This window comes from Nanhaiella sioensis (genome assembly GCF_046557775.1).
GTDB lineage: Bacteria > Bacillota > Bacilli > Bacillales > SM2101 > Nanhaiella > Nanhaiella sioensis.
Map to the genome: position 1 here is coordinate 3,580,156 of NZ_JBKAEG010000001.1, position 17,365 is coordinate 3,597,520.

18 protein-coding genes are annotated in these 17,365 nt (G+C 35.6%); 12 read left to right on the forward strand and 6 right to left on the reverse strand.

What is annotated here, in order from left to right; genetic code table 11:
* The first annotated feature begins 87 nt into the window (after positions 1-87).
* Positions 88-417, forward strand: coding sequence for a YolD-like family protein (locus V1503_RS16585; protein ID WP_214480146.1), 330 nt, complete (start codon positions 88-90; stop codon positions 415-417).
* A 77-nt stretch (positions 418-494) separates the two neighbouring features.
* Here V1503_RS16585 and V1503_RS16590 read toward each other — a convergent pair whose 3' ends face one another.
* Both V1503_RS16590 and V1503_RS16595 read right to left on the reverse strand, forming a co-directional pair.
* Complete coding sequence (locus V1503_RS16590; protein WP_320256928.1) at positions 495-1,553, reverse strand: oxidoreductase; 1,059 nt, start codon at positions 1,551-1,553, stop codon at positions 495-497.
* Positions 1,554-2,044: 491 nt separating this feature from the next.
* Positions 2,045-2,242, reverse strand: a complete 198-nt coding sequence (locus tag V1503_RS16595) for a CDGSH iron-sulfur domain-containing protein (protein ID WP_214480144.1) — start codon at positions 2,240-2,242, stop codon at positions 2,045-2,047.
* 160 nt (positions 2,243-2,402) lie between these two features.
* Here V1503_RS16595 and V1503_RS16600 point away from each other — a divergent pair, with 160 nt between their 5' ends.
* Positions 2,403-2,726 carry an iron-sulfur cluster biosynthesis family protein gene (locus tag V1503_RS16600; protein WP_320256930.1) on the forward strand — a complete coding sequence of 108 codons (324 nt, stop codon included), beginning with the start codon at positions 2,403-2,405 and terminating at the stop codon, positions 2,724-2,726.
* A 27-nt stretch (positions 2,727-2,753) separates the two neighbouring features.
* Here V1503_RS16600 and V1503_RS16605 read toward each other — a convergent pair whose 3' ends face one another.
* The 3 genes from V1503_RS16605 to V1503_RS16615 all read right to left on the reverse strand — a co-directional run bounded on the left by V1503_RS16605 (position 2,754) and on the right by V1503_RS16615 (position 5,019).
* The gene (locus tag V1503_RS16605) at positions 2,754-3,665 is read right to left on the reverse strand and encodes an alpha/beta hydrolase (RefSeq protein ID WP_410628324.1); all 912 of its coding nucleotides are present in this window, start codon (positions 3,663-3,665) and stop codon (positions 2,754-2,756) included.
* Between the two features lie 232 nt (positions 3,666-3,897).
* Positions 3,898-4,026, reverse strand: a complete 129-nt coding sequence (locus V1503_RS16610; protein WP_284730418.1) for a hypothetical protein — start codon at positions 4,024-4,026, stop codon at positions 3,898-3,900.
* A 90-nt stretch (positions 4,027-4,116) separates the two neighbouring features.
* On the reverse strand, positions 4,117-5,019 hold the full coding sequence (locus tag V1503_RS16615; RefSeq protein ID WP_410628327.1) for a hydroxymethylglutaryl-CoA lyase: 903 nt from the start codon (positions 5,017-5,019) through the stop codon (positions 4,117-4,119).
* A gap of 148 nt (positions 5,020-5,167) precedes the next feature.
* Here V1503_RS16615 and V1503_RS16620 point away from each other — a divergent pair, with 148 nt between their 5' ends.
* A complete protein-coding gene (locus V1503_RS16620; RefSeq protein WP_214480436.1) occupies positions 5,168-5,425 on the forward strand; it encodes a YqkE family protein in 258 nt (85 codons plus the stop codon).
* A gap of 55 nt (positions 5,426-5,480) precedes the next feature.
* The gene (locus tag V1503_RS16625; RefSeq protein WP_410628329.1) at positions 5,481-5,999 is read left to right on the forward strand and encodes a GrpB family protein; all 519 of its coding nucleotides are present in this window, start codon (positions 5,481-5,483) and stop codon (positions 5,997-5,999) included.
* Between the two features lie 106 nt (positions 6,000-6,105).
* Here V1503_RS16625 and V1503_RS16630 read toward each other — a convergent pair whose 3' ends face one another.
* Positions 6,106-7,023, reverse strand: a complete 918-nt coding sequence (locus V1503_RS16630; protein WP_410628331.1) for an aldo/keto reductase — start codon at positions 7,021-7,023, stop codon at positions 6,106-6,108.
* 229 nt (positions 7,024-7,252) lie between these two features.
* Between V1503_RS16630 and V1503_RS16635 the strand changes: the two genes are divergently transcribed.
* The 8 genes from V1503_RS16635 to nasC all read left to right on the forward strand — a co-directional run bounded on the left by V1503_RS16635 (position 7,253) and on the right by nasC (position 17,148).
* Positions 7,253-7,792, forward strand: a complete 540-nt coding sequence (locus V1503_RS16635; RefSeq protein WP_320256934.1) for a cysteine hydrolase family protein — start codon at positions 7,253-7,255, stop codon at positions 7,790-7,792.
* An 11-nt stretch (positions 7,793-7,803) separates the two neighbouring features.
* The gene (locus V1503_RS16640; RefSeq protein ID WP_214480137.1) at positions 7,804-8,364 is read left to right on the forward strand and encodes an NUDIX hydrolase; all 561 of its coding nucleotides are present in this window, start codon (positions 7,804-7,806) and stop codon (positions 8,362-8,364) included.
* 24 nt (positions 8,365-8,388) lie between these two features.
* Positions 8,389-9,549 (forward strand): endonuclease Q family protein, encoded by a 1,161-nt coding sequence (locus V1503_RS16645; RefSeq protein WP_320256935.1) that lies wholly within the window; start codon positions 8,389-8,391, stop codon positions 9,547-9,549.
* Positions 9,550-9,648: 99 nt separating this feature from the next.
* The gene (locus V1503_RS16650) at positions 9,649-10,212 is read left to right on the forward strand and encodes a hypothetical protein (RefSeq protein WP_410628334.1); all 564 of its coding nucleotides are present in this window, start codon (positions 9,649-9,651) and stop codon (positions 10,210-10,212) included.
* A 292-nt stretch (positions 10,213-10,504) separates the two neighbouring features.
* Entirely contained in the window at positions 10,505-11,953 is a 1,449-nt protein-coding gene (locus V1503_RS16655; protein WP_410628336.1) for a NarK family nitrate/nitrite MFS transporter, read from the forward strand.
* A 321-nt stretch (positions 11,954-12,274) separates the two neighbouring features.
* Positions 12,275-14,698: a nitrite reductase large subunit NirB gene (nirB, locus tag V1503_RS16660; RefSeq protein WP_410629458.1), complete on the forward strand. Its 2,424-nt coding sequence runs from the start codon at positions 12,275-12,277 to the stop codon at positions 14,696-14,698.
* An 11-nt stretch (positions 14,699-14,709) separates the two neighbouring features.
* Positions 14,710-15,015, forward strand: a complete 306-nt coding sequence (gene nirD / locus V1503_RS16665) for a nitrite reductase small subunit NirD (RefSeq protein WP_214480133.1) — start codon at positions 14,710-14,712, stop codon at positions 15,013-15,015.
* Positions 15,016-15,024: 9 nt separating this feature from the next.
* Entirely contained in the window at positions 15,025-17,148 is a 2,124-nt protein-coding gene (gene nasC, locus V1503_RS16670; protein ID WP_410628339.1) for an assimilatory nitrate reductase catalytic subunit NasC, read from the forward strand.
* Positions 17,149-17,365: the final 217 nt, after the last annotated feature.

Consider the following 17,365-nt stretch of genomic DNA (forward strand, 5'->3'; position numbering starts at 1 on the left):
CGCCATGTGGAAAACGGTGGAATAATGCCTTCAATAACGGATTAGCTCATAAAGAATTTAGGAATGAAAAAAAGGAGAGTGATAAAAGTGATTCGAGACCGTGGAACAATTAAATGGGTATCAATGATGCTCCCTGAACATACAAAGCTGTTAAGGGAGTTAGAAAAAAAACAGCAGAGAGCTTCAAAGCCGTTGTTAGATGAGCAACGACTAGAAGAGTTGAATGAAATGATTCATATCGGTATAGCTGGAAATCAAACATTATCTTTTTCCTATTATCAAAATCATGCGATAAATACTGTTGAAGGTAATATTCATTTTATAGACCACATTAATAAAACCGTACGCATCATGGATAGGGTTGAAAAAATCCATGATGTACAGTTTGTTAATATTGTAGACATTCAGCCTTTGTAAATGAAAAATACTAAAAAAGAACGTATAGAAAAAATCTTCGAGGATAAACGAAAAATAGTTCTATAAGGGATATGGAACTAAACTAATTGAGGTGTAAAAGGTATACTTCTACCCTCTTCGGAGCTTTGCATCGCTAACTCAATAATGCGGATAGTATTACATGCTTGCTCACCGGTTACGATTAGTGGCAAGTCATTTACAATTGCATCATAAATATTGTTGTAGAAATTCATGTAATTTCCCTTTATTGTTTCAATTTTTCCTTTGTAATGCAGGTCATTAAGATCAGTGTTTAGGGTGCCCCAATGATCTTCCTTTTCTATTCCATACATCATATTTGTAGGCATCATGCCATTTTTTAATTGTTCCTCTTGTGGGTCCATCTCATATTTAACAAAAGAACCGTTTGTGCCGTGAATGATAAAACGAGGTCCTGGTTCTCTTACTAACATGCCAGCTTTTAGTAAAATCTTGAGGTTATCGTAATCTAATTTGAGATCAAAAGAATCAATTGTTTGAGAAATAGGTCGTTGAATTCGCACATCAGCGGTCACAGTATGAGGATACCCGAATAATGTGATTGCTTGGTCGATTAAGTGAGAGCCTAAATCATACAAAATACCTGATCCTGGTCTATTGTCTTCTCGCCAGGAGCCTTTTAAAAAATTTCGGTAACGATCGTAGTGTGACTCAAATTCGACAACATGACCAAGTAGATTTTGTTGAATGATTTGGTTTATAGTTAAAAAATCACCATCAAAGCGGCGATTGTGATATACACTTAACACTCGATTTTGTTTGTTTGCTAGTTTAGCTAATTGTGTTGCTTCTTCAGAGGAAATCGTAAAAGGTTTTTCGACAACCACGTGTTTATTTTTCAGTAATGCTTTCTTTACCATAGGATAGTGGAGCTCATTAGCTGTAGTAATGATAACAAGATCAATTGCTTCGTCTTCAAGCAGTTCATCGAAGTCACGAACAACTTCTGTGTATGGGTATAGTTCCTTTGAATGACTTTTCGTTCGTTCGACGACTTTTGTTAATTGCAGGTTTGGATGAGAATGAACAAATGGGGCATGAAATACTTGTCCAGAAAACCCAAAACCAACGAGACCAACATGTATGGTTTTGTTCATTATTTTTCCTTCTTTCTTTTGGAATGGTTGTAGTATACACATTTTATGTGTGGTCGTAAAGGAGTAATGGAAAGATAACATGACTGGGAATTAACTTTCCATCTCTTTTGAGGTTCAACTATGTTATTTAAGTCCCTTTTCGTAAGGTTGTTTTCGCATTGATTGTTGCTATACGTTCTAAGGTGTAAGCACGTATACATCTAGTATCGTGGTAGCTTTACTACTTTTACATTATTAAGCTCTAAAAAAACTCATCATATTATCCATTTTTTAAATAAAAATAGCAACAAAGTTTACGAAAAGAGCCTTTCGTAATTTGGTTATCATGTCGTTTTACTCATAAGTCATCGTTAAATAGAAGAAATGATGCCACGAAATCTAGCGTTCGTGGCACTTTTCTACTTTTACAAGTATTATGCTTTCATAAAACTCATCATTCTGCCCAGTTGTAGTAAACAATGTTTATGAAAATAGCCTTTACTGTTGTGAGTTTACTCAGCTCGAACAGAAGATTCGAACTTATCTTTATGAGATCCGTCACAATATGGTGCTTTACTCGATAAGCCACACCGGCATAAAGAATAAGCTTGCTTCGTTTCAAAACTGTTACCATCTCCATCAACTAATTCAATGTTACCAGTTACTCGTAATGGTCCATTATCTAACACTTTAATTCGAACATCAGACATGTCTTTCTCTCCTTTAATTGGGTATTTTTTATAATGATCAACAAAACTCAACTTCATTACTATGAGAATATGCAAATAAATGAGCTTGTATACAAAATATGAGTATATCGTATGGTAATATGCTAAAATGAGAGGAAAACTTATAGGGAGAAGGATCAATTTGAAAATTACATTTACAAAAAAAGCTATAGATCATATAGAAACTAATATGGAACAAAGTAAATTGTTAAAGCTTGCTTACGACACAGAAGGGTGTGGCTGTGTAGTTAGTGGTGTTTCGGCATTGTGGATTGTTGATAAAGCAAATGATGATGAGATAAAAGTCGATACGAATTTTATACCATTGCTAATTGATCAATCAAAAACAGTGTTTTTTGATGAAGAGATGACGATTGATTTTACAGAGAGTGCAAACTGTTTCATGCTCAAAAGTCCAAGCCAAATCTTAAATCCACGGATGAGCTTAGTAGAGATGGGTGAATAGCAAAGCTATAATGATTCATGGCGCTTTTTAATTATCGAGTTTATACTGCGCTAAGAATTCGTCAAGAACTTGTTCGTAAGCTGTTTTATTCTCTGCTAAAGACAATGCATGTGATCCATTTTGAGCTAGAAATAGCTTTTTGGGTCCTTTTTTTTGTTTGTATAGATTTTTAGTCATTTCAGGTAAAATATAGTCATCCTTTTGACTATGAATAAACAGAATTGGTTGTGTAATATTTTCTACGATAGAAATGGGGGATATGTTCTTTAAGGAGTACCCCTCTCGCCATTGTAAAAATAGGTTTGTCAAAGGTATAAACAACTGTTTAGGAAGGTTAACCGACTTTTTTACGCGGTAGACTAACTGTTCCTCGAAATCAGAGAAAGGACAATCTGCTATATAGAAATCAGCTCCATCCTTAACCATGTCAGCATATAATAGTACCGTTACTGCGCCCATTGATTCTCCATGTATACCAATCATACTATTTGGGTCGACACGCTGTTTTAACCAGTTAACAACTTCAGCGAGGTCATGCTTTTCGTAATACCCGTAGCTTGTTGTTTTTCCACCGGATTCACCGTGACGGCGATGATCATATGCAAGAACATTCCAACCTCTCTCTAAAAATACATCCATATATTTAATAGAATTCACTTTATTCACGGTTACTCCGTGACAAAATATCATATATTTATTTGCCTGGTGTGGTGCAATAAGCCAACCGTGGATTTTGTAGTTGTATTTTGATTGTATCTCAATCTTTTGACAAGGCAGTTGTGTAAAAGCTTCAGGTTTAAAGCGACCTTCATTTACTTCTCGGTTATATAGCTCATCATCATCTTTCTTTTTAATATATATAATTTGATTTGTTAGTATAAATCCAGTAATTACGATAATGGTAAATAACGCTACAATAAAAATGAATAGTGTTATCATAAAGTGCTTTCCCCTTAAAGAGTTATTTATTTTCATTATACCATTAGGTCATAAACATCTGGATGGAAAGATGGTCGGGGAGTATGTGTTAATTGAATTTAGGTCACTTCACCATTTCAGCGGGTCTCTTTAGTATAGGGTGATTCAAGAACTTATTGGCATATTGATGAAGAAACCTCACCGTAGCTTAGCTTATGGGGCGTTGACTACGGTGGATTTTAAGTTGTCAGTCTTATGATTTAGAATTTTGGCGGTTCGTAGGGTGTGTTGCTTTTTCCATCTCTTCGACAGACATCACAGCATTCGTTGTGTCAGAACTTTGCTTACCTTTTTGGCCACGTGTTTTTTGTTGTTTTGGCATAGATAGAAAAGTCTCCTTTACTAAATTTATTATTCAAATAGTATGGTGAGAAAAATATCAAGATCTTATACCAATATAGTAGTAAAAAAATTATAGCAGTGTTTTTTGTACAATATCGTCATAGTTGCTGTTTAAGGATTTCGTTAAAAATGGGCGAATAACATTGAGGGATTCAGTTAGTTTAGTTAGCTCAATGTTCGTATTAATGCCCATTTGATGCATCATAAATACGACATCTTCTGTAGCTACATTGCCAGTTGCCCCCTTAGCAAACGGACATCCTCCTAACCCACCTACAGATGTATCGAAACGTATAGTACCAGCTTGGAGTGCTGCATAAATATTTGCTATCGCCATTCCGCGTGTGTCATGAAAATGACCGGTGAGTAGTACGTGAGGAAATCTTGCTTTCAATTTGGTAAACAATGAAAAAACTTGTTGTGGATTAGCCATTCCAATCGTATCGGCAACACTTAATTCATCTACTCCAGCATTGACAAAATGACCACATAATGACATGACATCCGCCTCAGAAATTTTCCCTTCATAAGGGCAATAAAATGAAGTGGATATACATGCACGTACAAAATAGCCTTTTTCTTTTAACTCATGAATAAGTGGGATTAATTCTGTGATGCTTTCAGCTGTCGCTTTATTAATATTTTTTTTGTTAAACGTGTTACTGACCCCGACAAAAACGGCAACATGTTTACAAGAAGTTTTGTAAAGCCGGTCAACCCCTTTTTTATTTGGGGCTAACACAAAGTGCCGTTTCGTTGTATCTAAGCAAGATGAAATTATGTCCTCGGCATCTTTCATTTGTGGTACCCATTTTGGTGAGACGAACGAAGTTAGTTCCATTTCATGAATACCAGCCTCCATTAAGCTATGAATAAACTGAATTTTTTTTTCAGTAGGAATGAGGGCATTTTCATTTTGTAGCCCATCACGTGGACCGACCTCAATAATTGTGACTTGATCAGGTAATTGCATAATCATATCCTCCTTACTTTAATAGAAGAAAACGCTTACCTATATTCTATTAAATATTTGAATATTTCGGCAACAATTAAACTAATTTCTAGTAAGATTGCGAATGTCCATATGCTATAATATTGACACACAATGAAGAACGGGAGTGATCAAAATGAAGAAAAATAAACATAAAAAACAGCATAAACAAAAGAGTCATGATGATGCATTAAGTGTAAAAGACCGACTTAATTCTTCACTTTTTCAACAATTACAAGAAAAAAAGAATGAATTAGCGATGGAAGAGAAAAAAAGACAAGAAGATGAAGAAAACAGAAAACGAGAAGAACGTCGTCAACGTGAAAAGAACAAATCCTTTGAAGAACTATTAAATGAAAGTAATTTAAATTGGGATGACTATAAATAGATGAATTGGTAGACGTTTCTTTACTCATAATCTACCAAATTTATAGGAGGCTAAGATGAGAAAGGTTGAAGTACATCGCTATAATTCAGACTGGAGTCGGCAATTTGACTTGGAGAAACAAGCATTAATGCATATTTATCAAACCCTAGCTGCTAGTTATCATCATATCGGCAGTACATCAATTCCAAATATGTCGGCTAAGCCAATTATCGATATAATGATTGAAGTCGACGACCTAGGATTAGTAGATAGTTTAAATGGTTTAATGGAAAACATTGGCTATGAAGCAAGAGGAGAAAATGGCGTTGAGGACCGTCGTTACTTCCAAAAAGGCGGTAACCATCGAACACACCACGTACATGTATTTCCAACTGGCCACCCACAAGTTTTACGTCATATTATCTTTCGAGATTATCTTATTAACCACTCCGATGAGGCAATGGAATACGCAACTTTAAAGGAGCGACTAGCAACACAATACGCAAACGATATTGCTAGTTATATTGCTGGGAAGGATGCCTTTATTAAAGAAATTGATCGTAAAGCAGCAAAATGGTACAGCAATAATCGATAAGGGATTATCTAATATAGATGTTTACAGTAAAGCAGGCAAAGATGGTTTATACGTATTTCTTTGCCTGCTTTTCGCATGTTAATTTGTGTAAGAAAATTGTACCAACTTATCGATGCAGCTCATATTTGTTAGTTTTAGTAACCTCTTGTATTTTTGAATACTGTGAATTTGTTAAACCTATTGTTGCTACACCTTCAACATTTTCAATAAGTTGTTCATTTTTACTCGCGCCTGGTATAACAGTTGCTACTTCAGAGCTATGTAAACAATATTGAAGCGCAATTTCAGTTAAGCTGCGGTTGTTACAAATAGCCGTTACTTCACTTCGAACATGACTTAGTTCTTCATACGTATAATGAAGGTATCCTTTTTCTAAAACTTTTTTCCCTGCGTTCATAAGCAGTTTTTCAGTTAAGATTCCTTTTGCAAGTGGACCGCGTGCAATGACATGAATATTGTTTTTCTGCAACATTGGGAATAATTCTTCAGGACGGCGGTCTAGTACGCTGTATTGCATCATTACACTAACGATTGATGACTTATTGACGAATTCTCGAATAACATTTGGTCGGATCGAGGATATCCCATATTGACGAATGACTCCTTCCCGCTTCAACTGTTCGAAGGCGTCGATTGTATCATCAATATGATCTTCTATCGTCCCACCATGTAACTGATATAAATCAATATAATCTGTTTGAAGTCTACGTAAGCTGTCTTTCACAGTCTCTATAATATATTGTTTAGAAGCATCCCAGTACCAGCCATCTTTGTTATCAGACCAACGGTTTCCAACTTTCGTTGCGAGAATAATATCATGCCGCCTATTTTTTAATGCTTTACCGACTATTTCTTCATTTACTCCAAAATCATATAAATCAGCTGTGTCAAAAAAATTGATACCAAGATCGAGTGCATGATCAACAATTGATTTTGCGTGCTTTTCATCTGTGCCCAATGACATACAACCTAGGCCAATTTCACTAACGAATAAATCTGAAGAACCTACTTGTCTTTTGTTCAATTGCTTTTCCCCCTTGAACTATATGCTTAATCGACTGAATGTTACGTGACGTACTACTTCTTATTGAACTTTTCATACCACGTCCAAGAATTTAGCCCTTTTAAACAGTCTAACAATATTGTAACTTGACAGAATGGGTAAGCTCAAATATGTTGAAACTATATATATTTAATGAGTTTGTTCAATATAATTCAGAACTTTTGAACAACATCTTGAAGGGGGAATAAAAATGAATCGAGAAGCACTACTCATTATTGATATGAGTAATGATTTTGTATCAGATAAAGGAAATTTAACAGTTGGGAAGCCTGCACAACAAATCGTTGCAAATATTATTAAGGCGGCTGAGGATTTTATTGCGAATGATCAAGTAGTTGCAATTTGTATGGATGCACATGAAGAAAATGATCCGCATTTTGAATTGTGGCCAGCGCATAACGTGAAGGGTACGTGGGGGCAGGAACTATTTGGTGATTTAGCCGAATGGTTTGAGGAGAATAAAAACCATCCAAATGTTGTATACATCCCGAAGCCTGAATATGATGCATTTTATGACACAGCACTGCATGAAGAGTTGCAAAACAGAAATGTAAAAAAAGTGCACGTCACAGGTGTCTGTACAGATATTTGTAATTTTTTAACTGCTTACGGTGCATATGCACGAGGATACCAAACGGTTGCACATCGTGATAAAATGGCAACTTTTACAGAGAATGAAGATACGTTTGTAACACATATGGAAACAGTGTTTAAGACTGAAATAAGGTAAAGGGAGAAATCATGAATCATTTAAAGGAAAAAACAATTAAAAAAAATAAACTGTTTACTGGGAAAATTATTGATTTATATGTAGAGGATGTAGAATTACCGAACGGTAAAACGAGTAAGAGAGAAATAGTAAAACACCCTGGAGCTGTTGCTGTAATTGCTGTAACGAGTGAAAATAAGATTGTCATGGTACAGCAATATCGGAAACCATTAGAACGTGTTCTTGTAGAAATACCGGCAGGCAAATTGGAACAAGGGGAAGAACCAATTGAAACAGCAAAAAGAGAATTAGAAGAAGAGACAGGTTATACTGCTCACAAGTTAACTCATTTAACATCATTTTACACTTCACCGGGTTTTGCAGATGAACTTGTTCACCTTTATGTTGCAGAAGGTTTAATAAAATTAGAGATAAAAGCACAATTAGATGAAGATGAATTCGTTGATGTAATTGAGTTAACGTTAGATGAAGCATTAGCTTATATGTCGGAAAAACGAATATATGATGCGAAAACAGCCTATGCTGTTCAACATCTACAAATGAAGCAATTAGCTGAAAATAGTAACAACTGATGGAAGGATTGTGACTCCTATACGATGCAACAATATTATGTCGATTTACATATTCATCTCGGAAGGACAAACTCAGGTAAGCCTGTAAAGATCACTGCATCAAAAACAATGACGTTACCAACTATATTACATGAAGCCTTAAACCGTAAAGGACTTGAAATGGTTGGTATCATTGATTGCCACGTTCCAGAAGTACAAAATGAGCTTGAGGACCTTTTAAGTGAAGGAGAAATGACTGAACATGTAGAAGGGGGGCTTTGCTATAGAAATCTTACAGTAATACTTGGGTGTGAAATCGAAGTGTTTGATGAACATTGTAAAGGACCAGTTCATGTTTTAGTGTATTTTCCAACATTAGCAAAGATGAAAGAATTTACACATTGGTTAGAAAGTAGATTGAAAAATATAACGCTAAGTACACAAAGAATGTATGGAACGGCTGTTGAATTACAACAAAAAGTAAAATCAATGTCGGGATTATTTATTCCAGCACATATTTTTACTCCCTATAAAAGCTTGTACGGAAAAGGTGTAGCTTCTTCTCTAACGGAAATTTTTGATCCCCAATTAATAGATGCTGTAGAGCTTGGTTTGAGTGCAGATTCGTACATGGCAGATCAAATAATGGAGTTACATAACTATACGTATTTATCAAATTCAGACGCCCATTCAGTAGGGAAAATTGCTCGAGAATACCAAGTGATTCAAATGAAAACACCTTCTTTTCAAGAGTTGAAAAAAGCCTTGCACAATGAAAGTAATCGTGAGGTTGTTGCTAATTATGGGCTTGACCCTAAGCTAGGAAAATATTATCACGCAGTATGTGAAAGGTGCTTCGCAACTATGAGACTTGGAGAGGGATGTTGTGTAAAATGCGGACATAAGAAGATAATAAAGGGTGTTTATTATCGTTTAAAGGAACTAAAAAATACAAATTCAAAGCGAGAAAATAGACCTAGCTATATCCACCAAGTTCCACTTGAGTTTATACCTGGCATTGGCAAGAAGACATTGCAAAATTTACTTGATCATTTTCAAACTGAAATGGCGATTATACATCAAGTTCCAGAGAAGTCATTGCTTCGTGTTGTCAATCGATCAATTGTTAATTCGATTATGAATGCACGGAACGGTACTCTTTGTGTAGAAACAGGCGGTGGAGGAAAATACGGCAGAGTAAAATAAGGAGAGATTGACGTTAGCTAAAATGTCAGAAATGTGAATCATAGTAGATAGTGCCACGTATGTTTATATTATGCTAGATTTTCAAGGAGGCACATATCTATGAATCACATAAGCACAAAAACATCTAATACTCTACTCGTTTTTTCATTAATAATAATATTCTCGAGCTTTATAATCCCTATATTAATTGTTGGGATGATCCAACCGTTAATGATTAATTACGATCAAGGGTATTGGTATTACTCAGCAAATATAACCGCTTATTTATGGATATTTATAGCAACAATCTTCTTAGGTCTCGGTCTTATCTTATATATCACTTTAGAGAGAAAATTTGGGGATACAATTAAAATAAAAATAGTATCATCACTTATTGTACTTATTTCAATTGCTTGTTTTTTATTTGGTATGAATGATTACACATATATGACACACGATACTATAAAATTTAATGCACCACTGTCAATGAAAGAAAAAGAATACAAGTGGGATGAAGTAACGAAAGCACAATTAATATACAATAATGATGGCGTAAGGGTATTACACCTAGCATATGAAAATGAATTAGAATTTGAGATCGATGCAAGAAAGTACTATAAAAATGGTATTCTTATTAGAAAGATACTTGATCGTAACGGGATCAAGGTAGAGTATCCAAGTTAGTATGAATGTTAATGAACAAATAAAAGAAACAATCCTTTTTGTGAGAAAGGATTGTTTTTTTTATTTGTAAATGATGTTATAAAACATTACATATGATGTAATTTTATTGCTTGATAAAATGTGTAACTTTAATATATGTTATAAAATATAACATAAAAATAGTGACAACGATCATAAATTATGGCATAATTACAATTATTAAAAAAACACTGAAAATTACATGTTATAAATGTTATGAAATATAACATGCATTTACAGTGTGCAAATAGATATTAAATCAAGGAGTGATAAAATGAACGAAAATATTTACGAAGGAAACAAAAAGATTTTATTTATGACTACCTTTGCCTTTTTCTTATCATTTGTTGTTTGGTTTAATATGGCCCCTTTTAATACGACCTTGATGAAGGTGCTACAGTTAACAAAAGAACAGATTACGGTTTTGATGACAATTAATGTAGCATTAACTATTCCAGCAAGAATCATTATTGGCATGTTAGTCGATCGTTTCGGACCAAGGAAAGTATACTCTTCTCTACTAATTGTTATGAGTATACCGTGTTTTGTGTTTGCCTTTGGTACTTCTTTTTGGCAGTTATTTATAGCTCGAGCCTTTTTAGGAATTATCGGAGCAGGCTTTGTTATAGGAATAAGAATGGTTTCTGAATGGTTCCCCCAAAAACAACTTGGTTTAGTTGAAGGGATATACGGAGGATGGGGAAATTTTGGTTCAGCAGCTGCAGCATTTAGTTTACCGATCATTGCTTTATGGATTGGTGGAGATGACGGCTGGAGATATGCGATTGGGTTAACTGGGTTACTTAGTTTAATATACGGATTTATCTATTATCGATCGGTGCAAGATACACCTGCAAAAAAGGTATACCAGATTCCAAAGAGGTCTGGTGCGATGGAAATAACTAGCTATAAGAGTATGGTTGGACTCATAGTGATGACTTTACCATTGTATGGAGTACTTGGTTTGTTAACGTGGAAACTCAAAAATGTGAATTTTATAGGTGCAAATATTGCCTTAGTAATATATATCGTTTTAGCTGTTTTATATTTATTTAACGTCTATAAAATATGGAGTGTAAACAAACACCATTTAAAAAATGGGGTACCTAAAGAAGAACAGTATTCTTTTAAACAGGTAGCCATATTGGATTTTGCTTACTTAATTACATTTGGTTCTGAATTAGCTGTCGTTTCGATGCTCCCGATGTTCTTTGAAGAAACATTTAATTTAACAGTTGCACAGGCTGGGATGATTGGTGGGAGCTTTGCTTTCATGAATTTAGTTGCACGTCCGGGTGGAGGGTGGCTTAGCGATAAATTTGGCCGAAAAAAAACATTAATGGTCTTGCTTCTATGTCTTGGAGTAGCTTATATTGCTATGTCGCAAATTTCTTCAAGTTGGTCACTTGTAGCAGCTGTTCTCTTAACGATGGTATGCTCATTCTTCGTTCAAGCTGGAGAAGGATCTGTATTCTCAATGGTGCCATTAGTAAAAAAGCGAATCACAGGTCAAGTAGCTGGGATGGTTGGCGCATATGGAAATGTCGGTTCGGTTATCTTCTTGACAGTTTTAAGCTTTCTCAACCCATCATTATTTTTTATGATTATCGGCATAGGTGCCTTCGCTTGTTTTATCGCAGCTTTCTTTCTTGTTGAACCTAAATTGGAAAATGAAGCAGTTGTTGGAGCGATGGAACCGAAACAAGAGGAGCTCGTTGGATAAGTTAATATTTCTATTGCTGTACAGTTTGCTTAGCTCCAGGTGCCTACGAATCGTGGTCGCTTAGACATTACACATGAAGGAAAAAAACTTCATGTACAATGTCTCCAGCGCTTGTCGGAAAGGTGCATACGCTTTTCTTAATGTTTTCGCTTTGATTGTAATTAACACATACACAACTAGAGTTTGTGACATTTTTTCTTATATAAAATGATGACTAAAATATAAAGTCACTTCTATAAGGTGTCTATTTGTTGGTAACAACAACAAAGTTTACAAAAAGAGCCTTTCTTAAAAAATAAAAACATCGGAGGGATACTTGTGCTGAAAAAAAAGAAATTAGTTCTTATAGGTAATGGTATGGCAGGTGTTCGTTGTATTGAAGAGGTTATTAAGCTGAACCCTAATCAATTTGAAATTACGGTTATCGGTGAAGAACCACACCCTAATTATAATAGAATTTTACTTTCAACTGTGCTAGCAGGAGATACATCACTTGAAGACATTACGATTAATGACTGGCAATGGTATAAAGAAAACAATATAGAATTGTTTACCGGTCAAAAAGTACAAGAAATTAACACGGCAACAAAATCGGTTATAACTGATAAGTTAATAGAAATTAATTATGATGAATTAATCATTGCTACAGGGTCTGTACCATTTATTCTTCCTCTTCCAGGCGCTGATAAAGAAGGAGTAACTGCATTCCGTGATATTAAAGATTGTGAAAGAATGATTAATGCTTCAAAAAATTATAAAAAAGCAGCCGTAATAGGTGGAGGCTTATTAGGCTTAGAGGCTGCAAGAGGTTTGTTGAATTTAGGTATGGAAGTTGATGTCATTCATATAGAAAAGTATTTGATGGAAAGGCAGCTTGATCCAAAAGCATCCAAACTACTTGAAGAAGAGCTTACGAAGCAAGGGATGAATTTTTTATTAGAGAAGCAAACGAAAGAGATCATTGGTGGAGATCGGGTAGAAGGGCTGCGCTTTGCTGACGGGACAGAAATTACTGCTGATTTAGTTGTGATGGCGGTGGGGATACGTCCGAATGTTGAACTAGCAAAAATAAGCGGTATAGAAACAAATAGAGGCATTGTCGTAAATGATTACATGCAAACGTCAATACCACATGTCTATGCTGTTGGAGAATGTGCTGAGCATCGAGAAGTTGCATATGGATTAGTTGCTCCACTATATGAACAAGGCCAAGTATTAGCTAATAAATTGCATGAGCTTGATGATAAAAAATATGAAGGTTCTGTCGTCTCAACAAAACTAAAAGTATCAGGTGTAGATGTTTTTTCTGCCGGAGAGTTCCAAGAAGATGTAAATGACAAGAGTATGCAAATTTACGATGAGTATAACAATATTTATAAAAAGGTCGTTATACGTGATAGCAAAGTAGTTGGCGCGGTATTATATGGTGATATTAATGATGGAACTAAGCTCCTTCAGATGATGCAAAAACAAACATTGATAAGTGAAATGGCTCCTTTATCATTTGTACAAGGACAAAGTAATGGAAGTGGAGAACAGTCAATCGTTGCATCTATGGAGATGGATGATCAAGTTTGTGGGTGTAATGGTATAACAAAAGGAATGATTGTTGAAGCAATAAAGTCAAATGGTTTAAGTTCTGTTTCAGAAGTTAAATCATGTACGAAAGCTGGAACTTCGTGTGGAGGTTGTTCACCTCTTGTTAGTGAGTTAGTGAAGGAAACGTTAGGAGAAAGCTTTGAGGAAACTGAACAAATACAGTCAATTTGTGAATGTACATCATTAAGTAGAGATGAGATTGTTGAAAATATACGGATGATGGGCTTAACTCATATCCGTGAAGTAATGAACGTGTTAGGCTGGCAATCCGATGAAGGGTGTTCGAAGTGTCGACCAGCTATAAACTATTATTTAGGGATGGTGCATCCAACGGAGTATGTAGACGAACTAGAATCTAGATTTGTAAACGAAAGAATGCATGCAAACATTCAAAAAGATGGAACATATTCTGTCGTTCCGCGAATGTATGGTGGTGTAACTAATGCAGAAGAGTTAAGGCGTATTGCAGACGTTGCAGAGAAATATGAAGTTCCGATGGTGAAGTTAACAGGTGGTCAACGAATTGATTTACTTGGGATTAAGAAAGAAGACTTGCCAAAGGTATGGGAAGAGTTGGATATGCCTTCTGGTTATGCATATGGGAAAGCGATCCGTACTGTTAAAACTTGTGTAGGTTCAGAGTTTTGTAGATTTGGAACACAGAACTCAACGCAGATGGGTATAGATCTTGAGAAAAAATTTGAAAGATTAAATACACCTGCCAAAGTGAAGATGAGCGTCTCAGCTTGTCCGAGGAATTGTGCAGAGAGTGCGATAAAAGATATTGGGATTGTTGGAGTAAGTGATGGTTGGGAGTTATATATCGGTGGTAATGGAGGTACTAACTTGCGTGCAGGTGACCTGTTATGTAAAGTGAAAACAGCCGATGAGGTTATACAATGGAGTGGAGCTATACTTCAATACTATCGTGAAACAGGGGAGTATGGGGAGAGAACTTCTGCTTGGGTTGAGAGAGTGGGTTTGACAGCGATTGGTGATGTATTGGCAAGTGAGGAAGTGCGTTCGTCATTAAATGAACGAATTGAGGTAGCTTTAGCTACACTAAAAGATCCATGGAAAGATGTCGTTAATGATGAAGATAAACAACATAAATTATATAACAGTTATTCGTTAACAACAGTTTAGGGGTGATATAAATGAATAAATTAGAGATCGCAAAATATAGTGAGTTGCCTCAAAGGGTAGGAAAATCAGTAAAGCTAAATAATACAGAAATCGCATTGTTTCGTTTATCTAATGGAGAAGTTTATGCTGTTGAAAATAAATGTCCCCATAACGGTGGCACATTAGCAGAAGGAATAGTGAGTGGTAATGTTGTCTACTGTCCTTTGCATGAGTGGAAAATATGTTTGGAAGATGGAAAAGTACAGCAACCAGATACAGGTTGCGTAAAAGTTTATGATGTTGAAGTGAAGAATGACAAAATTTTACTTACTGTGTAGGGAGAATAAATGAACGATTTACTGAAACATTTTCGTGAAAAACAAAAACAACTAAATAATGAAAAAATAATGAATACCCAATGTCCGTATTGCAGTATGCAGTGTAGTATGCAATTGATTGAGGAACGTATCATTGAACGAATGAAATACAAGGTTGTTCCTAATAAAATGGATCCTACTTCACAAGGAAAGCTATGTATAAAAGGATTAAATGCACATCAACATGTGATTAATGATAAGCGAATTACGTCTCCAATGCTAAAGATAGATGGTGAATTTGTAAAAATCACATGGGACATGGCTTTAGAAATTATTAAGGAAAAATTCAAGAGTATTCAAGAAGAAGATGGGTTCGATGCTCTATCTGTGTATGGCGGAGGGTCATTAACGAATGAAGAAGCATATATGTTAGGAAAATTTGCTAGAGTGGCCTTGAAAACTAGACATATAGACTATAACGGAAGGTATTGCATGTCTTCGGCAGCAACTGCTGCTAACGATGCTTTTGGTATCGATCGTGGTATGACGAACCCCTTGTCAGATATTCCAATGACTAAATGCATCATTTTAGCGGGAACAAATATCGCTGAATGTCAACCTACGATCATGCCATATTTTCTAAAAGCCAAAAAGAATGGTGCGTTTATTATTGCTATTGACCCAAGGGAAACGGCTACAACCAAAATAGCAGATATACATTTACAATTAAAGCCAGGGACTGATTGGAGTTTAGTCAATGGGATGTTAAAGGTGTTGGTTGAAGAAGGATATGACAACGAGGATTTTATTGAAAATAGAACACATGGCTATAACGATCTACAACAATTTCTTCGTAATATACAATTAACAGATATAGTTGAGCAAACGGGTATTCCTGAACAACAAATACGCCTAGCAGCAAAAATGTATGGTAAAGCAAATTCAGCGATGGTTTTCACTGCTAGAGGTGTCGAACAACATGTAAATGGTAATGAAACTGTTAGAAACTTTATTAATCTATGTTTAATTACTGGGAAAATTGGTAGAGAAGGTTGTGGCTATGGTGCAATCACTGGACAGGGGAATGGTCAGGGTGGTAGAGAGCATGGTCAAAAAGCGGATCAATTACCGGGCTACCGATCTATAGATAATATGGAACATCGAAAGCATATTGCTTCTGTCTGGGGTGTGAATGAATTCGATCTTCCTTCCAAAGGGGTTTCCGCTTATGAAATGATAGAGAAAATTGATAGAAAGGAGATTACAGGGTTATTAGTAGTAGGGTCAAATCCTGCTGTGTCTAATCCAAATGCGATTTTTGTAGAAAAATCATTAAAAAAATTAAAATTTCTTGTCGTTGTAGATATGTTCATTTCAGAAACTGCCCAACTAGCGGACTTACTCTTACCGTCTTCTTCTTATTTAGAAAATGCAGGAACGATGACGAATTTAGAAGGTAGAATAACGTTAAGAAATGGCGAAAGAAAAAAACCGGGTGAAGTTAAACATGATTGGGAAATTCTTCGTGAGATTGCGACGATACTTGGAGAAGGAGAATATTTTAAATACGATAGCTCTGAAGACATATTTAATGAGCTTAGAGTAGCAAGTCAAGGAGGAAGGGCTGATTATGCTGGTGTTACTTATGAAAGGTTAAATAAAGAAAAGTTGTTTTGGCCTTGTCCAAATAGTGACCATCCAGGAACAGAGAGGCTTTTTAGCGATCAATTTGCACATCCTGACGGGCGAGCAGTAATTAAAGTCATAGCAAATACACCTAACCGTGAAGCAATCTCAGAAGATTACCCTCTATACTTGACGACAGGTAGAGTATTAGCGCATTATTTATCAGGAACGCAAACTAGACGTAGTTCAACACTCAACTCGCGTTATCCTGAATCACGTATTGAAATTCACCCGCTAGCCGCAAAGAAGTTTGGAGTTAAAGATAAAAGCTTTGTGAAGCTGGAGTCCAAAAGAGGAAGTGTCGTCGTACGATGCAAAATAACGCCGAAAATTCGACGTGACACAGTCTTTGTACCATTTCACTGGGGAGACATACAAAATATTAATCGACTTACCGATCCCTCCTTTGACCCATCATGTAAAATGCCAAGCTTTAAGCTTTGCGCTGTAAAGATAAGTCCGTTTTAGCATGTTTTCAAAATATATCAAGCAGATGTAGTCAAGTGTTTTCTCGTTGGTTGTTTGTTTTTGTACTTAGATTTAAATATATACACAACTAGAGTTCATAGCATCCTCTCTTTTCTATAACGATGACCAACGTATAAAACCACATATTTCGGTTTGGTAATAATGACAGCAAAAAAGAGTTTTCTCAAAGATAATTGAACATCTACTATTAAGGAAA